The 24,066-nt window shown below is 54.8% G+C and carries 23 protein-coding genes and 4 tRNA genes; all 27 read right to left on the bottom strand.

Features of this window, described 5'->3' with window-relative positions; genetic code table 11:
* Positions 1-8 precede the first annotated feature (8 nt).
* On the bottom strand, positions 9-341 hold the full coding sequence (rplV, locus tag ACM6IN_RS22200; RefSeq protein ID WP_003103908.1) for a 50S ribosomal protein L22: 333 nt from the start codon (positions 339-341) through the stop codon (positions 9-11).
* 11 nt (positions 342-352) lie between these two features.
* Entirely contained in the window at positions 353-628 is a 276-nt protein-coding gene (gene rpsS / locus ACM6IN_RS22195) for a 30S ribosomal protein S19 (RefSeq protein ID WP_003228731.1), read from the bottom strand.
* A gap of 16 nt (positions 629-644) precedes the next feature.
* Complete coding sequence (gene rplB / locus ACM6IN_RS22190) at positions 645-1,469, bottom strand: 50S ribosomal protein L2 (RefSeq protein WP_003228734.1); 825 nt, start codon at positions 1,467-1,469, stop codon at positions 645-647.
* A gap of 14 nt (positions 1,470-1,483) precedes the next feature.
* Positions 1,484-1,783, bottom strand: a complete 300-nt coding sequence (rplW, locus tag ACM6IN_RS22185) for a 50S ribosomal protein L23 (RefSeq protein WP_002555488.1) — start codon at positions 1,781-1,783, stop codon at positions 1,484-1,486.
* Complete coding sequence (rplD, locus tag ACM6IN_RS22180; protein ID WP_007918468.1) at positions 1,780-2,382, bottom strand: 50S ribosomal protein L4; 603 nt, start codon at positions 2,380-2,382, stop codon at positions 1,780-1,782. Before rplD ends, rplW begins: the two co-directional genes overlap by 4 nt.
* Positions 2,383-2,394: 12 nt before the next feature.
* Entirely contained in the window at positions 2,395-3,030 is a 636-nt protein-coding gene (gene rplC, locus ACM6IN_RS22175; RefSeq protein ID WP_003228738.1) for a 50S ribosomal protein L3, read from the bottom strand.
* A gap of 80 nt (positions 3,031-3,110) precedes the next feature.
* On the bottom strand, positions 3,111-3,422 hold the full coding sequence (gene rpsJ / locus ACM6IN_RS22170; protein WP_003186070.1) for a 30S ribosomal protein S10: 312 nt from the start codon (positions 3,420-3,422) through the stop codon (positions 3,111-3,113).
* Positions 3,423-3,580: 158 nt separating this feature from the next.
* The gene (tuf, locus tag ACM6IN_RS22165; RefSeq protein WP_007918472.1) at positions 3,581-4,774 is read right to left on the bottom strand and encodes an elongation factor Tu; all 1,194 of its coding nucleotides are present in this window, start codon (positions 4,772-4,774) and stop codon (positions 3,581-3,583) included.
* Between the two features lie 31 nt (positions 4,775-4,805).
* Entirely contained in the window at positions 4,806-6,911 is a 2,106-nt protein-coding gene (fusA, locus tag ACM6IN_RS22160; protein WP_007950179.1) for an elongation factor G, read from the bottom strand.
* 30 nt (positions 6,912-6,941) lie between these two features.
* The gene (gene rpsG / locus ACM6IN_RS22155; RefSeq protein WP_007916467.1) at positions 6,942-7,415 is read right to left on the bottom strand and encodes a 30S ribosomal protein S7; all 474 of its coding nucleotides are present in this window, start codon (positions 7,413-7,415) and stop codon (positions 6,942-6,944) included.
* Positions 7,416-7,522: 107 nt separating this feature from the next.
* Positions 7,523-7,894 (bottom strand): 30S ribosomal protein S12, encoded by a 372-nt coding sequence (gene rpsL, locus ACM6IN_RS22150; protein WP_003186084.1) that lies wholly within the window; start codon positions 7,892-7,894, stop codon positions 7,523-7,525.
* 216 nt (positions 7,895-8,110) lie between these two features.
* Complete coding sequence (gene rpoC, locus ACM6IN_RS22145) at positions 8,111-12,310, bottom strand: DNA-directed RNA polymerase subunit beta' (protein WP_007916472.1); 4,200 nt, start codon at positions 12,308-12,310, stop codon at positions 8,111-8,113.
* A 64-nt stretch (positions 12,311-12,374) separates the two neighbouring features.
* Entirely contained in the window at positions 12,375-16,448 is a 4,074-nt protein-coding gene (gene rpoB / locus ACM6IN_RS22140; protein ID WP_007950180.1) for a DNA-directed RNA polymerase subunit beta, read from the bottom strand.
* Between the two features lie 221 nt (positions 16,449-16,669).
* The gene (gene rplL / locus ACM6IN_RS22135; RefSeq protein ID WP_007916477.1) at positions 16,670-17,035 is read right to left on the bottom strand and encodes a 50S ribosomal protein L7/L12; all 366 of its coding nucleotides are present in this window, start codon (positions 17,033-17,035) and stop codon (positions 16,670-16,672) included.
* 78 nt (positions 17,036-17,113) lie between these two features.
* On the bottom strand, positions 17,114-17,614 hold the full coding sequence (gene rplJ / locus ACM6IN_RS22130) for a 50S ribosomal protein L10 (protein WP_007916479.1): 501 nt from the start codon (positions 17,612-17,614) through the stop codon (positions 17,114-17,116).
* Between the two features lie 198 nt (positions 17,615-17,812).
* Positions 17,813-18,508 carry a 50S ribosomal protein L1 gene (rplA, locus tag ACM6IN_RS22125; protein WP_007916481.1) on the bottom strand — a complete coding sequence of 232 codons (696 nt, stop codon included), beginning with the start codon at positions 18,506-18,508 and terminating at the stop codon, positions 17,813-17,815.
* A complete protein-coding gene (rplK, locus tag ACM6IN_RS22120; RefSeq protein WP_003228756.1) occupies positions 18,508-18,939 on the bottom strand; it encodes a 50S ribosomal protein L11 in 432 nt (143 codons plus the stop codon). Before rplK ends, rplA begins: the two co-directional genes overlap by 1 nt.
* A gap of 117 nt (positions 18,940-19,056) precedes the next feature.
* A complete protein-coding gene (gene nusG / locus ACM6IN_RS22115) occupies positions 19,057-19,590 on the bottom strand; it encodes a transcription termination/antitermination protein NusG (RefSeq protein WP_007916492.1) in 534 nt (177 codons plus the stop codon).
* A 9-nt stretch (positions 19,591-19,599) separates the two neighbouring features.
* Entirely contained in the window at positions 19,600-19,968 is a 369-nt protein-coding gene (gene secE, locus ACM6IN_RS22110) for a preprotein translocase subunit SecE (protein ID WP_007916493.1), read from the bottom strand.
* 45 nt (positions 19,969-20,013) lie between these two features.
* Positions 20,014-20,089: transfer RNA gene (locus ACM6IN_RS22105), tRNA-Trp, on the bottom strand.
* A 53-nt stretch (positions 20,090-20,142) separates the two neighbouring features.
* Complete coding sequence (gene tuf / locus ACM6IN_RS22100) at positions 20,143-21,336, bottom strand: elongation factor Tu (RefSeq protein ID WP_053124324.1); 1,194 nt, start codon at positions 21,334-21,336, stop codon at positions 20,143-20,145.
* Between the two features lie 85 nt (positions 21,337-21,421).
* Positions 21,422-21,497, bottom strand: a tRNA-Thr gene (locus ACM6IN_RS22095).
* A gap of 26 nt (positions 21,498-21,523) precedes the next feature.
* Positions 21,524-21,597, bottom strand: a tRNA-Gly gene (locus ACM6IN_RS22090).
* A 25-nt stretch (positions 21,598-21,622) separates the two neighbouring features.
* A tRNA-Tyr gene (locus tag ACM6IN_RS22085) sits at positions 21,623-21,707 on the bottom strand.
* Between the two features lie 143 nt (positions 21,708-21,850).
* On the bottom strand, positions 21,851-22,282 hold the full coding sequence (locus tag ACM6IN_RS22080) for a hypothetical protein (protein ID WP_007918473.1): 432 nt from the start codon (positions 22,280-22,282) through the stop codon (positions 21,851-21,853).
* A gap of 7 nt (positions 22,283-22,289) precedes the next feature.
* Complete coding sequence (locus ACM6IN_RS22075; protein ID WP_007918478.1) at positions 22,290-23,042, bottom strand: pantothenate kinase; 753 nt, start codon at positions 23,040-23,042, stop codon at positions 22,290-22,292.
* Positions 23,032-23,985 carry a bifunctional biotin--[acetyl-CoA-carboxylase] ligase/biotin operon repressor BirA gene (gene birA / locus ACM6IN_RS22070; protein WP_007918485.1) on the bottom strand — a complete coding sequence of 318 codons (954 nt, stop codon included), beginning with the start codon at positions 23,983-23,985 and terminating at the stop codon, positions 23,032-23,034. Before birA ends, ACM6IN_RS22075 begins: the two co-directional genes overlap by 11 nt.
* Between the last annotated feature and the right edge of the window lie 81 nt (positions 23,986-24,066).

The following is a 24,066-nucleotide window of genomic DNA, read 5'->3' as shown; positions in this document are numbered from 1 at the left end:
CGACTCCGTTACTTGTCAGCAACCTTGACAGTGATATGGCAAGACCGCTTGACGATGCGATCAGCACGGCCTTTGGCACGTGGCATGATGCGCTTCAGCGAACGCCCTTCGTTGACGAAAACGGTGCTGACCTTCAGGTCATCAACGTCTGCGCCTTCGTTATGCTCGGCGTTGGCTACGGCCGACTCCAGCACTTTCTTCATGATCTCGGCGGCTTTCTTACTGCTGAAAGCCAACAAGTTGAGCGCTTCGCCCACCTTCTTCCCGCGGATCTGGTCGGCGACCAAGCGGGCTTTCTGGGCGGAGATTCGAGCGCCCGACAACTTAGCGGCTACTTCCATTTCCTAACCCCTTAACGCTTGGCTTTCTTGTCAGCCACGTGCCCACGATAAGTGCGGGTACCGGCGAACTCGCCCAGTTTATGGCCGACCATGTCTTCGTTCACGAGAACTGGGACGTGCTGACGACCGTTATGTACGGCGATGGTCAGACCGACCATCTGTGGCAGGATCATCGAACGACGCGACCAAGTCTTAATTGGTTTGCGATCGTTCTTTTCCGCCGCCACTTCGATCTTCTTCAGTAGGTGAAGATCAATAAAAGGACCTTTTTTCAGAGAACGTGGCACTGTCGTATCCCTCTATTTACTTGCGACGACGGACGATCATTTTGTCGGTACGCTTATTACCACGAGTCTTCGCGCCCTTAGTCGGGAAGCCCCATGGCGATACCGGATGACGACCACCAGAGGTACGACCTTCACCACCACCATGTGGGTGGTCAACCGGGTTCATGGCAACACCACGAACGGTTGGGCGAACGCCACGCCAGCGTTTGGCACCAGCTTTACCCAGCGAACGCAGGCTATGCTCGGAGTTCGAGACTTCGCCCAGGGTCGCACGGCATTCAGCCAGGACTTTACGCATTTCACCGGAACGCAGACGCAGGGTAACGTACACACCTTCACGAGCGATCAGCTGAGCCGAAGCACCAGCGGAACGAGCGATCTGTGCGCCTTTACCTGGCTTCAGTTCGATGCCGTGTACAGTAGAACCCACTGGAATGTTGCGCAGTTGCAGAGCGTTGCCTGGCTTGATTGGAGCCAGAGCGCCTGCGATCAGCTGGTCGCCAGCACTCACGCCTTTAGGGGCGATGATGTAGCGGCGCTCGCCGTCTGCGTAGCAGAGCAGTGCGATGTGAGCAGTACGGTTTGGATCGTATTCGATACGCTCGACAGTGGCGACGATGCCATCTTTGTCGTTGCGACGGAAATCGACCATACGATAATGCTGCTTATGACCACCACCGATGTGACGCGTGGTAATACGGCCATTGTTGTTACGACCACCAGTCTTCGATTTTTTCTCGAGCAGCGGTGCGTGAGGAGCGCCTTTATGCAGCTCCTGGTTGACCACCTTGACCACAAAACGGCGGCCAGGGGAAGTCGGTTTGCATTTAACGATTGCCATGATGCACCCCTTCCTTACTCAGCACTGCTGCTGAAATCGAGATCTTGGCCTGGCTGAAGGGAGATAACTGCCTTCTTCCAGTCATTACGCTTGCCCAGACCGCGAGCAGTGCGCTTGCTCTTACCCAGAACGTTCAGGGTAGTGACGCGCTCTACTTTCACGCTGAACAGGCTTTCGACGGCCTTCTTGATTTCCAGCTTGGTTGCATCAGTAGCAACCTTGAAAACGAACTGGCCTTTCTTGTCTGCCAGAACCGTAGCCTTCTCGGAAACGTGCGGGCCAAGCAGAACTTTAAATACGCGTTCCTGGTTCATCCCAGCAGCTCCTCGAATTTCTTCACGGCCGACACGGTGATCAACACCTTGTCGTATGCGATCAGACTAACTGGATCGGAACCTTGAACGTCACGTACATCTACGTGCGGCAGGTTACGAGCAGCCAGGTACAGGTTCTGATCAACAGCGTCCGACACGATCAAAACGTCGGTCAGGCTCATGTTGTTCAGCTTGCCCAGCAGGTCTTTGGTTTTCGGAGTTTCAACAGCGAAATCCTGAACCACGACCAGACGATCAGTACGCACCAGCTCAGCAAGGATGGAACGCATTGCTGCGCGATACATCTTCTTGTTCAGCTTCTGGGAGTGATCCTGTGGACGAGCTGCGAAAGTGGTACCGCCGCCACGCCAGATTGGGCTACGGATAGTACCGGCACGAGCACGGCCAGTACCTTTCTGACGCCATGGGCGCTTGCCGCCACCACGAACGTCGGAACGGGTCTTTTGCTGCTTGGTACCTTGACGGCCGCCGGCCATGTAGGCCACGACTGCTTGGTGAACCAGCGTCTCATTGAACTCGCCGCCAAACGTCAGTTCGGAAACTTCGATCGCTTGAGCGTCATTTACATTTAATTGCATGTCAGCTTCCCCTTAACCGCGAGCCTTGGCTGCTGGACGTACAACCAGGTTGCCGCCAGTAGCGCCAGGAACAGCACCCTTGACCAACAACAGATTGCGTTCAGCGTCCACGCGCACTACTTCCAGGGACTGCACGGTCACGCGCTCAGCGCCCATATGACCGGACATTTTTTTGCCCTTGAATACACGACCAGGAGTCTGGCACTGGCCGATAGAGCCTGGGACGCGGTGGGATACGGAGTTACCGTGGGTGTTATCTTGCCCGCGGAAATTCCAACGCTTGATCGTACCCTGGAAGCCTTTACCCTTGGACTGACCGGTTACATCAACCAATTGACCAGCGGCGAAGATTTCAGCGTTGATCAGATCGCCAGCCTGGTACTCGCCTTCTTCAAGACGGAATTCCATGGTGGTGCGACCAGCGGCAACGTTCGCCTTGGCGAAGTGGCCAGCCTGAGCTGCTGTTACACGCGAAGCACGACGCTCGCCGACAGTGACTTGCACTGCACGATAGCCATCGGTCTCTTCAGTTTTGAACTGGGTGACGCGATTCGGTTCGATCTCAATGACCGTGACCGGAATGGAGACACCTTCTTCGGTGAAAATACGGGTCATACCGCATTTACGACCGACTACACCAATAGTCATGTTGTAAACCTCATGAGTGTACGGGGCTTTCACCCGCTATGGCCGCCCATTTCAGAGCGTTACACGACTAAGACCGAGTCTTAGCCGAGGCTGATCTGCACTTCCACACCGGCCGCAAGATCAAGCTTCATAAGTGCATCAACGGTTTTATCCGTTGGCTGGACGATGTCCAGAACGCGCTTATGAGTGCGGATTTCGTACTGGTCGCGCGCGTCTTTGTTGACGTGCGGAGAAACCAGAACGGTAAACCGCTCTTTACGGGTAGGCAGTGGAATTGGACCACGCACTTGAGCACCAGTACGTTTCGCGGTTTCCACGATTTCCTGGGTTGATTGGTCGATCAGGCGATGGTCAAAAGCCTTCAACCTGATACGGATTTGCTGATTTTGCATTGGATTTCAGACTCCGGCTGCTATTCCCACCGAGCGCAATACGCCCGTTAAAAGGAGGCGCAATTCTATAGACGCCCCAGATAGGTGTCAACCCAATAAAAAAGCCCCCGCTGAGCGGGGGCTTTTTCACATCATCAAGCAATCTCTATAAAAGAGAATTACGCGATGATTTTGGCTACGACACCAGCGCCGACGGTACGACCGCCTTCACGGATAGCGAAACGCAGACCGTCTTCCATTGCGATGGTTTTGATCAGGGTAACAGTCATCTGAATGTTATCACCTGGCATTACCATTTCAACGCCTTCTGGCAGCTCGCAGTTACCAGTCACGTCAGTAGTACGGAAGTAGAACTGTGGACGGTAGCCTTTGAAGAACGGAGTATGACGGCCGCCTTCTTCCTTGCTCAGAACGTAAACTTCTGCGGTGAAAGTGGTGTGCGGCTTAACCGAACCTGGCTTAACCAGAACCTGACCACGCTCAACGTCGTCACGCTTGGTGCCACGCAGCAGAACGCCGCAGTTCTCGCCAGCACGACCTTCGTCGAGCAGCTTGCGGAACATTTCAACACCGGTGCAAGTAGTAACGGTGGTGTCACGCAGACCAACGATTTCCAGCGGATCTTGAACGCGAACGATACCGCGCTCGATACGACCGGTCACAACAGTACCGCGACCCGAGATCGAGAATACGTCTTCGATTGGCATCAGGAACGGCTTGTCGGTTACACGCACTGGTTCTGGGATGTAGCTGTCCAGAGTTTCAACCAGCTTCTTGACGGCAGTGGTGCCCATCTCGTTGTCGTCTTTGCCTTCCAGAGCCATACGAGCCGAACCGATGATGATCGGAGTATCGTCGCCTGGGAAGTCATAGGTGGACAGCAGGTCGCGAACTTCCATCTCAACCAGTTCCAGCAGCTCAGCGTCGTCTACCAGGTCAGCCTTGTTCAGGAAAACCACGATGTACGGAACGCCAACCTGACGGGACAGCAGGATGTGCTCACGGGTTTGTGGCATCGGACCATCAGCGGCCGAGCAAACCAGAATAGCGCCGTCCATTTGAGCAGCACCGGTGATCATGTTCTTCACATAGTCAGCGTGACCTGGGCAGTCAACGTGAGCGTAGTGACGGATCTTCGAGTTGTACTCAACGTGTGCGGTGTTGATGGTGATACCGCGAGCCTTCTCTTCCGGTGCGCTGTCGATCTTGTCGAAGTCAACGATTGCGGAACCGAAAACTTCGGAGCAAACGCGAGTCAGAGCAGCAGTCAGAGTGGTTTTACCGTGGTCAACGTGACCGATGGTGCCAACGTTGACGTGCGGTAGGGAACGATCAAATTTTTCTTTAGCCACGACAATTAACTCCTAGCCTAAAGGGGCTGAATCAGCCTTGTTTTTTGGTTACGGATTCGACGATGTGCGACGGAGCCGTATCGTATTTTTTGAATTCCATAGAGTAGCTTGCGCGACCCTGGGACATGGAACGAACGTCGGTCGCATAACCGAACATCTCACCCAGTGGAACCTCGGCACGGATAACCTTGCCGGACACTGTGTCTTCCATACCCTGGATCATGCCGCGACGACGGTTAAGGTCGCCCATCACATCACCCATATAGTCTTCAGGCGTAACAACCTCTACAGCCATGATCGGCTCAAGCAACTCACCACCGCCCTTCTGGGCCAGTTGCTTGGTCGCCATGGAGGCAGCCACTTTAAACGCCATCTCGTTGGAGTCGACGTCGTGGTAAGAACCATCGAACACGGTAGCCTTCAGGCCGATCAGCGGATAGCCGGCAACAACGCCGTTCTTCATCTGCTCTTCGATACCTTTCTGGATAGCCGGGATGTATTCCTTAGGAACCACACCACCTACAACTTCGTTCACGAATTGCAGACCTTCCTGACCTTCGTCAGCAGGAGCAAAACGAATCCAGCAGTGACCAAACTGGCCGCGACCACCGGATTGACGAACGAACTTGCCTTCGATTTCACAGTTCTTCGTGATGCGCTCACGATACGAAACCTGAGGCTTGCCGATGTTGGCTTCGACGTTGAACTCACGGCGCATCCGGTCAACCAGGATGTCCAGGTGCAGCTCGCCCATGCCGGAGATGATCGTTTGACCAGTCTCTTCATCAGTTTTAACGCGGAAAGACGGGTCTTCCTGAGCAAGTTTGCCCAGAGCGATACCCATTTTTTCCTGGTCATCCTTGGTCTTAGGCTCTACGGCAACCGAAATAACCGGCTCCGGGAAGTCCATGCGAACCAGAATGATTGGCTTGTCAGCGTTGCAGAGGGTTTCACCAGTGGTGACGTCCTTCATGCCGATCAGGGCCGCGATGTCACCAGCGCGCACTTCCTTGATCTCTTCACGGGCGTTTGCGTGCATTTGCACCATACGACCCACGCGCTCTTTTTTGCCTTTAACCGAGTTGATCACGCCGTCGCCGGAGTTCAACACGCCCGAGTAAACGCGGACGAAGGTCAAGGTACCCACGAATGGGTCGGTAGCGATCTTGAACGCCAGAGCCGAGAACGGCTCCGCATCGTCTGCATGACGCTCCAGCTCGATTTCCTCGTTATCCGGGTCAGTACCCTTGATAGCAGGAATGTCGGTTGGCGCAGGCAGGAAGTCGATAACGGCGTCGAGAACCAGGGGAACACCCTTGTTCTTGAACGAAGAACCGCAAACAGCCAGTACGATTTCGCCGGCGATAGTACGCTGACGCAAAGCAGCTTTGATCTCTACGATCGACAGCTCTTCGCCTTCCAGGTACTTGTTCATCAGCTCTTCGTTGGCTTCGGCAGCAGCCTCAACCATGTTGTTGCGCCACTCTTCAGCCAGCTCTTGCAGCTCAGCAGGAATGTCCTTGCGAACAGGGACCATACCTTTGTCAGAGTCGTTCCAGTAGACAGCTTGCATGTTGATCAGATCGATCTGACCCTGGAAGTTGTCTTCGGAACCGATAGCCAACTGGATTGGCACCGGAGTGTGACCCAGACGCTGCTTGATCTGACCGATCACGCGCAGGAAGTTGGCGCCAGCACGGTCCATCTTGTTTACGTAAACAAGACGTGGAACACCGTACTTGTTGGCTTGACGCCATACGGTTTCCGACTGAGGCTCAACACCCGAAGTACCGCAGAACACAACGACAGCGCCGTCGAGTACGCGCAGGGAGCGTTCAACTTCAATAGTGAAGTCAACGTGGCCCGGGGTATCGATTACGTTAAAGCGATGCTCGTCTTTGTACTGCTTCTCGGAACCTTTCCAGAAGGCGGTAATAGCAGCAGAAGTAATGGTAATACCACGCTCCTGCTCCTGAACCATCCAGTCTGTGGTCGCGGCGCCGTCATGCACCTCGCCCATCTTGTGACTTTTGCCGGTGTAAAAAAGGACGCGCTCGGTGGTGGTGGTTTTACCAGCATCCACGTGAGCGACGATACCGATGTTACGGTAGCGGCTAATCGGAGTAGTACGAGCCATAAAGCCCTCGCAAAATTAGTGAAGCTAAAATTAGAAGCGGTAGTGCGAGAAAGCTTTGTTAGCTTCAGCCATACGGTGCACGTCTTCACGCTTCTTAACAGCAGCACCTTTACCTTCAGCAGCATCCAGCAGTTCGCCAGCCAAACGCAGAGCCATAGACTTCTCGCCACGCTTACGGGCGAAGTCTACCAACCAGCGCATTGCCAGAGCGTTACGACGGGAAGGACGAACCTCGACCGGAACCTGGTAAGTAGCACCACCAACGCGGCGCGACTTCACTTCGACCAGCGGAGCGATGGCGTCGAGTGCTTTTTCGAAGAGTTCCAGGGGATCGGTGCCAGCCTTACGGGTCGCAACGGTTTCCAGGGCACCATAAACGATACGCTCGGCAACGGCTTTCTTGCCGCTTTCCATAACGTGGTTCATGAATTTGGCGAGGATCTGGCTTCCGTATTTCGGATCGTCCAGAATCTCACGCTTTGCTGCTACGCGACGTCTTGGCATGATAAGCCCTCAAGCGGTCTTCAGGTTAGCTCGGGACAGATCCAATGGATGCGTGCCCGACCTTACTCTTATCGACTCAATAAAATGAAAATCTGCAAAACGGCCGATTACTTCGGACGTTTGGTACCGTACTTCGAACGACCCTGGTTACGACCTTTAACGCCGGAAGTATCCAAGGAGCCGCGAACGGTGTGGTAACGAACACCTGGCAAGTCTTTTACACGACCGCCGCGGATCAGTACCACGCTGTGCTCTTGCAGGTTGTGACCTTCACCACCGATGTACGAGGAAACCTCGAAACCGTTGGTCAGGCGCACACGGCATACTTTACGCAGTGCCGAGTTAGGTTTTTTCGGCGTAGTGGTGTACACACGGGTGCACACGCCACGACGTTGCGGGCAGTTCTGCAGCGCAGGTACGTCGGATTTCTCGACGATACGCTTACGCGGCTGACGTACCAGCTGGTTGATAGTTGCCATCTACTAGCTCCACTGTTGTCTTGCGACGCTATTGTCTTGCAAGAAAAGCAAAATGGCAGGAACGAATTCCCGCCAAATTTAGGGGATCAAGAGTCTAAAGAGGATCTTGTCCCCAGTCAAGGCAAGGCCCCGACCTCCCCGCCCCCCGAACCTCGACAAATTGTCTCGATTCGATGAACGGAGCGACCAGGGCCTTACGCTCATTTATCGCAGAACTCAGTTACCGCTCGAGTTCAGCGCTTCGGTCAGTGCAGCTTCCACTTCACTGGCGCTTACGCGCAGCGGCTTGTCTGCTTCACGACGACGCTTGCGCTCGCTGTGATATGCCAGGCCGGTACCTGCCGGGATCAGACGACCCACGACAACGTTTTCTTTCAGGCCGCGCAGGTAGTCGCGCTTGCCGGTGACTGCCGCTTCGGTCAGAACACGAGTGGTTTCCTGGAAGGAAGCCGCCGAGATGAACGATTCGGTGGACAACGACGCCTTGGTGATACCCAGCAGAACGCGAGTGTATTTGGAGACGAACTTGTCTTCGCCGCCCAAACGCTCGTTTTCTACCAGTACGTGAGTCAGTTCCATCTGGTCGCCCTTGATGAAACTCGAATCGCCGGATTCAGCGATTTCAACTTTACGCAGCATCTGACGCAGGATGGTCTCGATGTGCTTGTCGTTGATCTTCACGCCTTGCAGACGGTAAACGTCCTGGATCTCGTTGACGATGTACTTGGCCAACGCGCTCACACCCAGCAGACGCAGGATGTCGTGCGGATCGCTTGGACCGTCGGAGATAACTTCGCCGCGGTTTACCTGTTCGCCTTCGAAGACGTTCAGGTGACGCCACTTCGGAATCAGCTCTTCGTACGGATCGGTACCGTCGTTCGGGGTAATAACCAGACGGCGCTTGCCTTTGGTTTCTTTACCGAACGCGATGGTGCCGCTGACTTCAGCCAGAATCGACGCTTCTTTCGGACGACGAGCTTCGAACAAGTCGGCAACACGCGGCAGACCACCGGTGATGTCACGAGTCTTCGAAGTTTCTTGCGGGATACGCGCGATAACATCACCGATCGCGATCTTCGCACCGTCAGCCACACCGACCAGGGCGTTGGCTGGCAGGAAGTACTGAGCGATAACGTCAGTGCCTGGCAGCAACAGATCCTTGCCGTTGTCGTCGACCATCTTCACTGCCGGACGGATTTCTTTGCCCGCAGCTGGACGATCTTTCGCGTCGAGGACTTCAATGTTGGTCATACCGGTCAATTCGTCAGTCTGACGCTTGATCGTGATGCCTTCTTCCATGCCCACGTAGGTCACGGTACCTTTCATTTCGGTAACGATTGGGTGAGTGTGCGGATCCCACTTGGCCACGATTGCGCCAGCGTCGACCTTGTCACCTTCTTTAACCGAAATCACAGCACCGTACGGCAGCTTGTAACGCTCACGCTCACGACCGAAGTCATCAGCGATGGCCAGCTCACCGGAACGGGACACAGCAACCAGGTGACCATCCACTCGCTCAACGTGCTTCAGGTTGTGCAGACGGACGGTACCGCCATTCTTCACCTGAACGCTGTCGGCTGCGGAAGTACGGCTTGCCGCACCACCGATGTGGAACGTACGCATCGTCAGCTGGGTACCCGGCTCACCGATGGACTGGGCAGCGATAACGCCGACCGCTTCACCGATGTTCACCTGGTGACCACGAGCCAAGTCACGGCCATAGCACTTGGCGCAAATGCCATAGCGGGTTTCGCAACTGATCGGCGAACGCACGATCACTTCGTCGATGCTGTTCAGCTCGATGAACTCGACCCACTTCTCGTCTACCAGAGTACCGGCTGGAACGATAACGTCCTCGGTGCCTGGCTTGAATACGTCACGGGCAATAACACGACCCAATACGCGCTCACCCAACGGCTCTACAACGTCACCGCCTTCAATGTGCGGAGTCATCAGCAGACCGTGTTCGGTGCCGCAATCGATCTCGGTTACAACCAGATCCTGCGCCACGTCTACCAGACGACGAGTCAGGTAACCGGAGTTCGCAGTTTTCAACGCGGTATCCGCCAGACCTTTACGAGCACCGTGAGTCGAGATGAAGTACTGAAGTACGCTCAAACCTTCACGGAAGTTCGCAGTAATCGGCGTTTCAATGATGGAACCGTCCGGCTTGGCCATCAGACCACGCATACCGGCCAGCTGACGAATCTGTGCTGCGGAACCCCGCGCACCCGAGTCGGCCATCATGTACATCGAGTTGAACGACTCTTGATCGACTTCAACGCCGTGACGGTCGATAACCTTCTCTTTCGAGAGGTTGGCCATCATTGCCTTGGAAACTTCGTCGTTCGCTTTCGACCAAAGGTCGATCACTTTGTTGTACTTCTCGCCCTGGGTTACCAGGCCAGAGGCGTACTGGCTCTCGATCTCTTTCACTTCGTCGGTGGCAGCACCGATGATGCGGGCTTTCTCGTCCGGGATAACGAAGTCGTTAACACCGATGGAAACGCCGGAGATGGTCGAGTAAGCGAAACCGGTGTACATCAACTGGTCAGCGAAGATCACGGTCTCTTTCAGACCAACCACGCGGTAGCACTGGTTGATCAGCTTGGAGATCGCCTTTTTCTTCATCGGCAGGTTGACGACGTCGTACGACAGGCCTTTTGGCACAACCTGGAACAGCAGCGCACGGCCGACAGTGGTGTCGACGATACGGGTACCGCTCACGCTGTTGCCGTCACGGTCGTTGACGGTTTCGTTGATACGTACTTTAACCTTGGCGTGCAGTGCGGCTTCGCCGGCACGGAACACACGGTCAACTTCCTGCAGATCCGCGAACACACGACCTTCGCCCTTGGCGTTGATCGCTTCACGAGTCATGTAGTACAGACCCAATACAACGTCCTGCGACGGAACGATGATTGGCTCACCGTTGGCTGGCGACAGAATGTTGTTGGTCGACATCATCAACGCACGCGCTTCCAACTGGGCTTCCAGAGTCAGCGGTACGTGCACGGCCATTTGGTCGCCGTCGAAGTCGGCGTTGTACGCGGCGCAGACCAGAGGGTGCAGCTGGATAGCCTTACCTTCAATCAGTACCGGTTCAAACGCCTGGATACCCAGACGGTGAAGGGTCGGTGCACGGTTGAGAAGAACCGGGTGTTCGCGAATCACTTCAGCGAGAACGTCCCAAACCTCTGGCAGTTCGCGCTCGACCATTTTCTTGGCCGCTTTGATGGTGGTCGCGAGACCACGCATTTCGAGCTTGCCGAAAATGAACGGCTTGAACAGCTCGAGAGCCATCTTCTTCGGCAGACCGCACTGGTGCAGACGCAGGGTCGGGCCTACGGTAATTACCGAACGACCGGAGTAGTCAACACGCTTACCGAGCAAGTTCTGACGGAAACGACCTTGCTTACCCTTGATCATGTCAGCCAGGGATTTCAGAGGACGCTTGTTCGAACCGGTGATAGCGCGGCCACGACGACCGTTGTCGAGCAGAGCATCGACAGCTTCCTGCAACATACGCTTTTCGTTGCGCACGATGATGTCCGGAGCGGACAGATCCAGCAGGCGCTTCAAACGGTTGTTACGGTTGATCACTCGACGATACAGATCGTTGAGGTCGGAAGTCGCGAAACGACCGCCGTCCAGCGGGACCAGTGGACGCAGATCTGGCGGCAGAACCGGCAGAACGGTCAGCACCATCCACTCTGGCAAGTTGCCGGAACCCTGGAAGGCTTCCATCAACTTCAGACGCTTGGACAGCTTCTTGATCTTGGTTTCAGAGTTGGTTTGCGGAATTTCTTCGCGCAGACGGCCAATCTCGTGTTCCAGGTCGATAGCGTGCAGCAGTTCACGAACAGCTTCAGCACCCATACGGGCGTCGAAGTCGTCACCGAACTCTTCCAGCGCTTCGAAGTACTGCTCGTCATTCAGCAGCTGACCTTTTTCAAGGGTGGTCATGCCTGGATCGATAACGACATAGCTCTCGAAGTAGAGAACGCGTTCGATATCACGCAGGGTCATGTCCATCAGCAAGCCGATACGGGACGGCAGCGATTTCAGGAACCAGATGTGGGCAACCGGCGAAGCCAGTTCGATGTGCGCCATGCGCTCACGACGAACCTTGGCCAGTGCAACTTCAACGCCGCACTTCTCGCAGATCACACCACGGTGTTTCAAGCGCTTGTACTTACCGCACAGGCACTCGTAATCCTTTACCGGGCCAAAGATCTTGGCGCAGAACAGGCCATCACGTTCAGGTTTGAACGTACGGTAGTTGATGGTTTCCGGCTTTTTAACTTCACCGAACGACCATGAGCGGATCATCTCAGGCGAGGCCAATCCGATACGGATGGCGTCGAACTCTTCGACTTGACCCTGGTTTTTCAGCAAATTCAGTAGGTCTTTCAAGGCCTTTCCTCCTGGCGGAGCAGAGAGCGGGCAATCCTGCCCCGCTCTCGATTCGCGTCACGTGTTATTCGGTTTCCAGATCGATATCGATGCCGAGGGAACGAATTTCCTTGATCAACACGTTGAAGGACTCGGGCATGCCCGGCTCCATACGGTGATCGCCATCCACGATGTTTTTGTACATCTTGGTACGGCCGTTCACATCGTCCGACTTCACTGTGAGCATTTCTTGCAGAGTGTAAGCAGCACCGTATGCTTCCAGTGCCCAGACCTCCATCTCCCCGAAACGCTGACCACCGAACTGTGCCTTACCACCCAGCGGCTGCTGGGTAACCAGGCTGTACGAACCGGTAGAACGCGCGTGCATCTTGTCGTCTACCAAGTGGTTCAGCTTCAGCATGTACATGTAGCCAACGGTAACTGGACGCTCGAACTTGTTGCCGGTACGGCCGTCAGTCAGCTGCATCTGGCCGCTTTCCGGCAGGTCTGCCAGTTTCAGCATGGCCTTGATTTCGCTTTCCTTGGCGCCGTCGAACACTGGAGTGGCCATTGGAACACCGCCACGCAGGTTCTTCGCCAGATCCAGGATTTCCTGATCGGAGAAGCTGTCCAGATCTTCGTTACGACCGCCGATCTGGTTGTAGATCTCGTCCAGGAAGGTACGCAGTTCAGCGACTTTACGCTGCTCTTCGATCATCCGGTTGATCTTCTCGCCCAGACCCTTGGCGGCGAGGCCCAGGTGGGTTTCAAGGATCTGACCAACGTTCATACGCGAAGGTACGCCCAGTGGGTTGAGGACGACGTCGACCGGGGTGCCATTGGCATCGTGCGGCATGTCTTCAACCGGCATGATCACGGAGACCACACCTTTGTTACCGTGACGACCGGCCATCTTGTCGCCCGGCTGGATGCGACGACGGATTGCCAGGTAAACCTTGACGATTTTCAGCACGCCTGGAGCCAGGTCATCGCCCTGCTGCAGTTTGCGCTTCTTGTCTTCGAACTTGTCGTCCAGCAGACGGCGGCGATCAACGATGTAGGCCTGAGCCTTCTCGAGCTGCTCGTTCAGAGCATCTTCAGCCATGCGCAGTTTGAACCACTGACCATGCTCAAGACCGTCGAGCACTTCGTCGGTGATGTCCTGACCTTTCTTCAGACCTGCGCCGCCTTCAGCCTTGTGGCCTACCAGAGCGGAACGCAGACGTTCGAAGGTCGCGCCCTCAACGATACGGAACTCTTCGTTCAGATCCTTGCGGATCTCGTCGAGTTGAGTCTTCTCGATCGACAGTGCACGAGCATCACGCTCAACGCCGTCGCGGGTGAAGACCTGTACGTCGATAACAGTACCTTTGGTACCAGTAGGTACGCGCAGGGAAGTGTCTTTAACGTCGCTGGCTTTTTCACCGAAGATTGCACGCAGCAGTTTTTCTTCCGGAGTCAGTTGGGTCTCGCCTTTCGGAGTGACCTTACCGACCAGTATGTCGCCTGCGCCAACTTCAGCACCTACGTAAACGATACCGGCTTCGTCCAGTTTGTTCAGTGCAGCTTCACCCACGTTAGGGATGTCCGCAGTGATCTCTTCAGGCCCAAGCTTGGTGTCACGGGCCACACAGGTCAGTTCCTGAATGTGGATCGTGGTGAAGCGGTCTTCTTGAACAACACGCTCGGACAGGCAGATGGAGTCTTCGAAGTTGAAGCCGTTCCATGCCATGAACGCGATGCGCATGTTCTGACCCAGTGCCAGTTCACCCATGTCGGTGGACGGGCCGTCGGCCATGATGTCGCTACGCTGAACACGATCACCCTTGCTCACCAGCGGACGCTGGTTGATGCAGGTGTTCTGGTTCGAGCGGGTGTATTTGGTCAGGTTGTAGATGTCGACACCAGCTTCGCCGGTTTCAACTTCGTCATCAGCAACACGAACCACGATACGGCTGGCGTCGACGGAATCGATCACGCCGCCACGACGAGCCACGACGCAAACGCCGGAGTCACGGGCTACGTTACGCTCCATGCCAGTACCTACCAGCGGCTTGTCAGCGCGCAGGGTTGGTACAGCTTGACGCTGCATGTTCGAACCCATCAACGCACGGTTGGCGTCGTCGTGCTCGAGGAACGGAATCAGCGACGCTGCAACCGAAACTACCTGTTTCGGCGAAACGTCCATCAAGGTGACTTCTTCAGGCGCCTTAACGGTGAATTCGTTCAGGTGACGTACGGCTACCAGTTCGTCGATCAGGACTTTCTGGTCGTTCATGGTCGCCGAAGCCTGCGCGATCACGTGATCGGCTTCTTCAATAGCGGACAGGAACACGATCTCGTCGGTGACCACACCCTCTTTCACCACGCGGTACGGGCTTTCCAGGAAGCCGTACTGGTTGGTGCGAGCGTACGCAGCCAGGGAGTTGATCAGACCGATGTTCGGACCTTCCGGCGTTTCAATCGGGCAAACACGACCGTAGTGAGTCGGGTGTACGTCACGAACTTCAAAGCCTGCGCGCTCACGAGTCAGACCGCCAGGGCCGAGTGCAGAGACACGACGCTTGTGGGTGATCTCGGACAGCGGGTTGTTCTGGTCCATGAACTGCGAGAGCTGGCTGGAACCGAAGAACTCTTTCACCGCCGCAGCCACTGGCTTGGCATTGATCAGGTCTTGCGGCATCAGGCCTTCGCTTTCAGCCATCGACAGACGCTCTTTGACCGCACGCTCAACACGCACCAGGCCAACGCGGAACTGGTTCTCGGCCATTTCGCCTACGCAGCGAACACGACGGTTACCCAGGTGGTCGATGTCATCGACGATGCCTTTACCGTTACGGATGTCGACCAGAGTCTTCAGTACCGCGACGATGTCTTCTTTGCACAGCACGCCCGAACCTTCGATCTCGGTACGACCGATACGACGGTTGAACTTCATCCGGCCGACCGCAGACAGGTCATAGCGCTCAGGGCTGAAGAACAGGTTGTTGAACAGGGTTTCGGCAGCGTCTTTGGTTGGCGGCTCGCCTGGACGCATCATGCGATAGATCTCGACCAGCGCTTCCAATTGGTTGCTGGTGGAGTCAATCTTCAGCGTGTCAGAAACGAACGGACCGCAGTCGATGTCGTTGGTGTACAGAGTTTCGATGCGAACAACGCCGGATTTGGCAATTTTTGCCAGGACTTCGGTGTTCAGTTCGGTGTTGCACTCTGCCAGGATTTCGCCGGTAGCCGGGTGCACGATGACCTTGGCGGTAGTACGACCAAGGACGTAGTCCAGGGGTACTTCCAGAGTCTTGATGCCGGCTTTTTCGATCTGGTTGATGTGGCGCGCGGTAATACGGCGGCCCGCCTCAACAATCACCTTGCCCTTCTCGTCCTGAATGTCCAGAACCGCAATTTCACCACGCAGACGCGAAGCAATCAGTTCCAGGCTGAGGGTTTCGCCGCTCAGGTGGAAAACGTTGGTGGTGTAGAAAGCGTCCAGCACTTCTTCAGTGGTATAGCCGAGCGCGCGCAGCAGTACCGATGCCGGCAGCTTGCGGCGACGGTCAATACGCACGAACACGCAGTCTTTCGGGTCGAACTCGAAGTCCAGCCACGAACCGCGGTAAGGAATGATGCGCGCGGAGTACAGCAGTTTGCCGGAGCTATGCGTCTTGCCGCGGTCGTGGTCGAAGAACACGCCCGGGGAACGGTGCAGCTGGGAAACGATTACACGCTCGGTACCATTGATTACAAAGGTACCGTTCTCAGTCATCAGGGGGATTTCACCCATGTAGACTTCTTGCTCTTTGATGTCCTTGATCGCTTTGTTCGACGATTCTTTGTCGAAAATGATCAGGCGCACTTTTACCCGCAAAGGTACGGCGAAAGTTACACCGCGCAATACGCATTCTTTGACATCAAATGCCGGTTCGCCCAAGCGATAACCGACGTACTCCAGCGCAGCATTGCCGGAATAGCTGATGATCGGGAAAACGGATTTGAAGGCCGCATGCAGGCCCACGTCGCGGAACTGATCTTTAGTCGCTCCCGCTTGCAAGAATTCACGATACGAATCCAGCTGGATGGCCAGGAGGTAAGGCACATCCATGACGTCCGGCAACTTGCTAAAGTCCTTGCGGATACGTTTTTTCTCAGTATATGAGTAAGCCATCAGCGTTCCCCAGCTTGGTCACCTGCTTGTTTGGCCCCTCCCGACGGGAGCAGCCAGAAAATCGTGCAAACCCCATGGTTTGCGCCACCGCATCGGGTGGTTACAGCGCCTTTATCAGCACCGACCCAGTCGGCTGCCAATAACGGAAAAAGGCCGGTGGCAAGAGCCACCAGCCATCAGCCTGTCGCTTGACGCTCGGGCTGGAGGAGCAAAGTCGATACTTATTTCAGCTCGACTTTAGCGCCTGCTTCTTCCAGCTTCTTCTTAGCGTCTTCAGCCGCTTCTTTCGAAACGCCTTCAGCTACAACCTGAGGAGCGCCGTCTACTTTCTCTTTGGCTTCTTTCAGGCCCAGACCAGTCAGTTCACGAACTGCCTTGATCACGTTAACCTTCTTCTCGCCAGCTTCCAGCAGAACAACGTTGAACTCGGTTTGCTCTTCAACAACAGCGGCAGCAGCAGCTGGACCAGCAGAAGCAGCGGCAGCGGATACGCCGAACTTCTCTTCCATTGCCTTGATCAGCTCAACGATTTCCAGAACCGATTTTTCGCCGATTGCGTCGATGATTTGTTCGTTAGTCAGAGACATGACTTATTTCCTGAATTGGGGGATAGCCTGGAGGCCATCGAAATAAACAAAAATACGCGAGAGAGGAAACGCTCAGCCTCAGGCTGCAGCAGCTTCTTTCTGGTCGCGAAGTGCCGCCAGAGTACGAGCCAATTTGCTGGTAGCGCCTTGAATCACGCTCATCAGCTGGGAAATTGCTTCGTCACGGGTCGGCAGGCTTGCCAGAACGTCGATCTGATTAGCTGCGAGGAACTTGCCCTCGAACGCAGCTGCCTTGATCTCGAACTTGTCCTGACCTTTAGCGAACTCTTTGAACAGACGAGCAGCAGCGCCCGGGTGTTCGTTGGAGAATGCGATCAAGGTCGGGCCGGTGAACACGTCGTTGAGAACACTGTATTCAGTGTCAGCAACAGCGCGCTTGAGCAGGGTGTTACGTACAACACGTACGTAAACGCCAGCTTCACGAGCCTCTTTACGGAGTCCGGTCATTGCGCCTACTGTTACGCCACGGGCATCAACCACGACAGCGGACAGAGCGACTTTGGCAGCCTCGTTGACTTCAGCGACGATGGCCTTCTTGTCTTCGAGATTAATTGCCACGGGTTTAACTCCTGCTTGTTACCGTTTCATTCGATCGAAACCGAATGTCGTTTTGGTGTCTGATTCGGTAAGGAACCGGGAGCACCATCTGCGTAGGCTGGTGGTTTAAGACTTGCGTCGCCTACGGTCTTGGATAGCCCCCGCCAGGCAGGGACCCCAATATTTCAACTGGCGCGAATAGTCGCGCCAATTTTTGTCTTACGCGTCCAGCGAGCTCTGGTCGATAACCAGACCTGGGCCCATAGTGGTGCTCAGGGTAACGCGCTTGACGTAGATACCTTTCGAGGAAGCTGGCTTGATACGCTTCAGATCAGCGATCAGGGCTTCAACGTTTTCCTTCAGCTTGACGGCATCGAAGCCCATCTTGCCAACGGAAGTGTGAATGATGCCGTTTTTGTCGGTGCGATAACGAACCTGACCAGCTTTAGCATTCTTGACCGCAGTCGCTACGTCTGGAGTTACGGTACCAACCTTAGGGTTAGGCATCAGACCGCGCGGACCAAGGATCTGGCCCAGTTGACCTACAACGCGCATGGCATCCGGGGATGCGATCACTACGTCATAGTTCAGGTCGCCGCCTTTCATTTCGGCAGCCAGGTCGTCCATACCTACACGGTCAGCGCCGGCAGCCAGAGCGGCCTCGGCAGCTGGACCCTGGGTGAACACAGCAACGCGAACAGTCTTGCCAGTGCCGTGTGGCAGCACAGTAGCGCTACGAACAACCTGGTCGGATTTACGCGGGTCTACACCCAGGTTCACAGCAACGTCAAACGACTCGCTGAACTTGACAGTCGACAGCTCGGCCAACAGGGCAGCGGCGTCTACAATGTTGTAGGCCTTGCCTGCTTCGATTTTGCCGGCGATAGCCTTTTGACGCTTGGTCAGCTTAGCCATTACACACCCTCCACGTTAAGGCCCATGCTACGAGCAGAACCGGCGATAGTACGCACGGCTGCATCCATATCAGCTGCAGTCAGATCCGCGTTTTTGGTTTTCGCGATTTCTTCCAGCTGAGCACGGGTAACAGTGCCAACCTTAACGGTGTTCGGACGAGCGGAACCGCTGGTCAGACCGGCCGCTTTCTTCAGCAGAACCGAAGCAGGGGTGGATTTTGTTTCAAAAGTGAAGCTACGGTCGCTGTAGACAGTGATGATCACTGGAGTCGGCAGACCTGCTTCAAGACCCTGAGTACGGGCATTGAAAGCCTTGCAGAACTCCATGATGTTCACGCCGTGTTGACCCAGAGCAGGACCAACAGGTGGGCTTGGGTTAGCCTGAGCGGCCTTCACTTGCAGCTTGATGTAAGCGGTAATTTTTTTGGCCATGAGGCACTCCAATTACGGGTTCGATCGCCTCGAAAGGCTCCCCGGTTACTTGCGCGTTTATCCCAGTGACGACAAAACCCCACAGCCTAGGGCTGCGGGGTTGGGATGCTTGTTCAGCTAGACCTTTTCGACCTGACTGAACTCCAACTCTACCGGGGTAGAGCGACCGAAAATAAGCACAGCCACTTGGATCCGGCTCTTTTCGTAGTTAACCTCTTCAACAACGCCATTGAAATCAGCAAATGGACCGTCATTGACTCGCACCGTTTCACCTGGCTCAAAGAGAGTCTTCGGCTTCGGCTTGTCGCTACCATCAGCAACACGACGCAGAATTGCTTCTGCCTCTTTATCGGTGATTGGCGCAGGCTTATCAGCGGTACCGCCAATGAAACCCATCACCCGAGGAGTATCCTTGACCAAGTGCCAAGTACCCTCGTTCATATCCATCTGAACCAGCACGTAGCCTGGAAAGAACTTACGCTCGCTTTTGCGCTTCTGGCCGTTACGCATTTCAACCACTTCTTCAGTGGGAACCAGAATCTCGCCGAAGCCATCTTCCATGCCAGCCAGCTTTACGCGCTCGACCAGCGAGCGCATCACATGCTTCTCGTAACCCGAGTAAGCATGCACAACATACCAACGCTTAGCCACGGGACACCCTTAGCCGACAATCAAGGAAACAAGCCAGCCGAGCAGGGAGTCAAGACCCCACAACAGCAACGCCATAACAAGAACAACAGCCACCACAATAAGGGTGGTCTGCGTGGTTTCTTGGCGAGTTGGCCAAACGACTTTACGAATCTCGGTGCGAGCTTCCTTAACCAGTACAAAGAAAGACTTGCCCTTCGCAGTCTGCAGGCCTACAAAGGCAGCTACAGCAGCAATGACAAGCAAGGCGAGTACACGGTACAGGATCGGCGAAGCAGAGTAATACTGATTGCCAACAACGCCAACAACCACCAAAGCGACAACTACAAGCCACTTGAGCAGATCGAAGCGAGAGCCTTGAGCTTCAGCTTTAGGAGTCATCTTTGAAGATCCTGTGAAAAGAAAGCCAGACACACCAAGTGAATCTGGCAGGTCAGGAGGGAATCGAACCCCCAACCTACGGTTTTGGAGACCGTCGCTCTGCCAATTGAGCTACTGACCTAAAACAAAATCAGGCCGACCATTATGCCGGCCCGAAAAATACATTACAACTACTTACTCGATGATTTTAGCTACGACACCGGCGCCGACGGTACGACCGCCTTCACGGATAGCGAAGCGCAGACCGTCTTCCATTGCGATGGTTTTGATCAGGGTAACAGTCATCTGAATGTTATCACCTGGCATTACCATTTCAACGCCTTCTGGCAACTCGCAGTTACCAGTCACGTCAGTAGTACGGAAGTAGAACTGTGGACGGTAGCCCTTGAAGAACGGAGTATGACGACCGCCTTCTTCCTTGCTCAGAACATAAACCTCTGCAGTGAACTTGGTGTGCGGCTTAACCGAACCCGGCTTAACCAGAACCTGACCACGCTCAACGTCGTCACGCTTGGTGCCACGCAGCAGAACGCCGCAGTTCTCGCCAGCACGACCTTCGTCGAGCAGCTTGCGGAACATTTCAACACCGGTGCAAGTAGTAACGGTGGTGTCACGCAGACCAACGATTTCCAGCGGATCTTGAACGCGAACGATACCACGCTCGATACGACCGGTCACAACAGTACCGCGACCCGAGATCGAGAATACGTCTTCGATTGGCATCAGGAACGGCTTGTCGGTTACACGCACTGGCTCTGGGATGTAGCTATCCAGAGTTTCAACCAGCTTCTTGACGGCAGTGGTGCCCATCTCGTTGTCGTCTTTGCCTTCCAGAGCCATACGAGCCGAACCAATGATGATCGGAGTATCGTCGCCTGGGAAGTCATAGGTGGACAGCAGGTCGCGAACTTCCATCTCAACCAGTTCCAGCAGCTCAGCGTCGTCTACCAGGTCAGCCTTGTTCAGGAAAACCACGATGTACGGAACGCCAACCTGACGGGACAGCAGGATGTGCTCACGGGTTTGTGGCATCGGACCATCAGCGGCCGAGCAAACCAGAATAGCGCCGTCCATCTGAGCAGCACCGGTGATCATGTTCTTCACATAGTCAGCGTGACCTGGGCAGTCAACGTGAGCGTAGTGACGGATCTTCGAGTTGTACTCAACGTGTGCGGTGTTGATGGTGATACCGCGAGCCTTTTCTTCTGGCGCACTGTCGATCTTATCGAAGTCAACGATTGCAGAACCGAAAACTTCGGAGCAAACGCGAGTCAGAGCAGCAGTCAGAGTGGTTTTACCGTGGTCAACGTGACCAATGGTCCCAACGTTGACGTGGGGCAGGGAACGATCAAATTTTTCCTTAGCCATCGATATCACCCTCAACAGAAGAAATTAGACAAACAATATCAACCATTAAAACAAAGGCAGATATTTTCATATCTGCCTTGTTATATGGAGCTCTTGAGCGGATTTGAACCGCTGACCTCACCCTTACCAAGGGTGTGCTCTACCAACTGAGCTACAAGAGCAAAACACTTTGCACAACCTGCAAACTTGGAGCGGGTAGCGGGAATCGAACCCGCATCATCAGCTTGGAAGGCTGAGGTTCTACCACTAAACTATACCCGCGGAGCCTGCAGCTCACGCTTAAATCTGGTGGAGGGAGAAGGATTCGAACCTTCGAAGTCGTAGACGTCAGATTTACAGTCTGATCCCTTTGGCCGCTCGGGAACCCCTCCTAATCAGGCCGGCATTCTATACTATGCCAAACCCCTGTCAAGCATTTTCTCATTTAAAAACCTGAGGTTAGCTGCGTTGACACCGCCTCACACTGAAAACCTGTTTGGGTCTTCGCTGTGGAGCGGGCGCCATTCTATGCAAACTACTCAGCAGGTGCAACCCCCTCACACAGCATTATTTTATGTTTTAACTCATTGAATTCGTTGGAAAGGTTCTGCAGCTGAGCATCACCCAACAAACGCTGGCCCTGAGGCGCGACAGACAACCAATAACCAGCCCCGGAAGCATCCTTCGATGAAGATTGCGCGTCGACCCCCATTTCGGCCAAACGCTGCTGAAGGGCTGAAAGCGAGTCCTGCCGGGAAAAACCACCGAGAAACAGACATTCCTGCCGTCGCCCTCCCCGCCCCTCCCGAACATCACCTGTCGTTTCACTAAGCAAGCGAATGTCTTGCTGGGGACCTCGATACAAACTGAGAGGCGTTACGTCCTTCGCCCGTAAAGGTGCTTCCTGCTGGTGCCAGACATAATAGAAGCCATTAAGAACGATAAGCAGGAGGAACAACCAACGCATACAAACCTCAGGAAAAAGGACATGCCATAGCCAGCCCCACAAATACCAGGTCAGGAACAACCTTGGCCCTGGGCGCGACATCTGCAACCAATACAGCATCACCACCAGTTATAAAGACTGCAAAATCTTCCCCCCAGTAGGCGCTCGCCATGTCCAGCTGCGTCAGCACAAAACCTCGCAACATTAACGAACACCCACGTTCCACCGCCTCAACGGTGGTGCGCCCAGGTGCATTGCTGGACAGCGCGCGCTCAGCCGCCAGATCTCCATAGCGAATCTTACGGGTATGTGTACGTAACTGATTGCGCATCAATGGCATACCAGGACAAATGAAACCTCCCAGATGCTCACCATCAGCAGCAATAAAGTCAGCCGTTACCGCCGTACCGAAATCGAGTACCAGGCAAGCGCTGCCCGATGCAAGATGAAACCCGCCCAGCATGGCCAACCACCTATCAAGCCCTAGACGCTCATAGTCTTCATAACCATTTTTGACACCAGACATTTCACGGGCGGACTTCGCACACACCACCGAAATACCGAACTCCCGCTTGATCGCATCGATTAATACATCAGTTTCTTCCGCAGTCCTGACACTGACCACGCGGCACTTGCGCAGCACAAGCCCGTCCAGGGATCTCAAACTTTCAAGTAACGCCAGATCAGAGTCGACAACCCCTTCAGAAAAGAGAACCCCGGGCGCAGCTTTCAGCACTCGCCACTTAATAAAGCTGTTCCCGCAGTCGAGCTCAAGAATCATCACGCAACCTCAGGCTGAGCTCACCACCACTAAAGACTTTTTCCACGCCATCCACCTTCAGGCGCAGCGCACCCTGACTATCTATTCCGAGCACAACGCCGTCTATCTGACTGGAGCCCGCAATCAACGATACAGGCCGACCCTGCCACAAGTGATTGGCCTCCCATTCTGACTGGAGAACCGAGAAACCATCCGCCTGATGGCGGTTGATGTGAGCACTTAACTGTTTACTCAGCTCAACCACCAAGGCATTACGATCACTGCTTTTGCCTGACTCAAGACGGATAGAGGTCCATTCCTGATCGACCTCATCCGATAGCTGCATATTCACGTTAATGCCAATGCCCAGCACAACATGGCAAACGTCGGCGGGGTCTCCGACGAGCTCAAGGAGAATGCCAGCGATTTTCTTGTTACCTACCAAGACATCGTTGGGCCACTTCAATCCGGTACTTTGCACTCCAAAATTTCGCAGAGCCTGCAAAACAGCCAACCCCACGACAAGACTCAACCCCTCGAGTTGCCGCATTCCGCCATCAATACGCAGGACAAGACTGTAATAGAGATTCTCAGCAAACGGACTCACCCACTTGCGACCTCTTCGCCCACGTCCAGAGACTTGTCGCTCCGCGAGTACCAAAAAGGGGGCCAAACTACCTTGGCCGATCGCACGCAAGGCCTCAGCATTTGTCGAGTCGACTGAATCCAGAACGGTCACCGGCCAACCTGGCGCCATTGCCGATATCGCCCGAGAGTCGAGAAGCGTTAATGGCGCAGCCAATTGATAACCCCGCCCACGAACTTTATGAATGGACAAGCCAAGCTCAGCCTCTAGATGCTGAAGCTGTTTCCATACAGCACTTCGACTTATTCCCAGGGCAGCCCCCAGATCCTGACCAGAATGGAATCGACCATCCTTCAGAAGGTTCAACAACGTCAGCATGCAGGTCTCGCCTCACAATGAGGCCCGAATAATAGCCATGCTCAGGGCCGTTGCATAGAAATCAAGCAGACGCTTTTCCTG

Source organism: Pseudomonas sp. IT-P395, assembly GCF_949767675.1.
GTDB lineage: Bacteria > Pseudomonadota > Gammaproteobacteria > Pseudomonadales > Pseudomonadaceae > Aquipseudomonas.
The sequence above is the reverse complement of the archived record's forward strand: the minus strand, read 5'-3'. Positions and strand labels throughout refer to the sequence as shown.

Excerpts from the sequence above, each read along its gene's own strand:
- rplA (WP_007916481.1), bottom strand. The coding sequence starts at position 18,508 with ATGGCTAAGCTGACCAAGCGTCAAAAGGCTATCGCCGGCAAAATCGAA.
- ACM6IN_RS22075 (WP_007918478.1), bottom strand. The coding sequence starts at position 23,042 with ATGATTCTTGAGCTCGACTGCGGGAACAGCTTTATTAAGTGGCGAGTG.
- ACM6IN_RS22080 (WP_007918473.1), bottom strand. The coding sequence starts at position 22,282 with ATGCGTTGGTTGTTCCTCCTGCTTATCGTTCTTAATGGCTTCTATTAT.
- rpsG (WP_007916467.1), bottom strand. The coding sequence starts at position 7,415 with ATGCCAAGACGTCGCGTAGCAGCAAAGCGTGAGATTCTGGACGATCCG.
- rpoB (WP_007950180.1), bottom strand. The coding sequence starts at position 16,448 with ATGGCTTACTCATATACTGAGAAAAAACGTATCCGCAAGGACTTTAGC.
- rplB (WP_003228734.1), bottom strand. The coding sequence starts at position 1,469 with ATGGCAATCGTTAAATGCAAACCGACTTCCCCTGGCCGCCGTTTTGTG.
- rplD (WP_007918468.1), bottom strand. The coding sequence starts at position 2,382 with ATGCAATTAAATGTAAATGACGCTCAAGCGATCGAAGTTTCCGAACTG.
- rplK (WP_003228756.1), bottom strand. The coding sequence starts at position 18,939 with ATGGCCAAAAAAATTACCGCTTACATCAAGCTGCAAGTGAAGGCCGCT.
- rplL (WP_007916477.1), bottom strand. The coding sequence starts at position 17,035 with ATGTCTCTGACTAACGAACAAATCATCGACGCAATCGGCGAAAAATCG.
- fusA (WP_007950179.1), bottom strand. The coding sequence starts at position 6,911 with ATGGCTCGTACTACTCCGATTAGCCGCTACCGTAACATCGGTATCGTC.
- rplW (WP_002555488.1), bottom strand. The coding sequence starts at position 1,783 with ATGAACCAGGAACGCGTATTTAAAGTTCTGCTTGGCCCGCACGTTTCC.
- rplV (WP_003103908.1), bottom strand. The coding sequence starts at position 341 with ATGGAAGTAGCCGCTAAGTTGTCGGGCGCTCGAATCTCCGCCCAGAAA.
- tuf (WP_053124324.1), bottom strand. The coding sequence starts at position 21,336 with ATGGCTAAGGAAAAATTTGATCGTTCCCTGCCCCACGTCAACGTTGGG.
- rplC (WP_003228738.1), bottom strand. The coding sequence starts at position 3,030 with ATGACTATTGGTGTAGTCGGTCGTAAATGCGGTATGACCCGTATTTTC.
- rpsL (WP_003186084.1), bottom strand. The coding sequence starts at position 7,894 with ATGGCAACTATCAACCAGCTGGTACGTCAGCCGCGTAAGCGTATCGTC.
- rpsJ (WP_003186070.1), bottom strand. The coding sequence starts at position 3,422 with ATGCAAAATCAGCAAATCCGTATCAGGTTGAAGGCTTTTGACCATCGC.
- secE (WP_007916493.1), bottom strand. The coding sequence starts at position 19,968 with ATGACTCCTAAAGCTGAAGCTCAAGGCTCTCGCTTCGATCTGCTCAAG.
- birA (WP_007918485.1), bottom strand. The coding sequence starts at position 23,985 with ATGCTGACGTTGTTGAACCTTCTGAAGGATGGTCGATTCCATTCTGGT.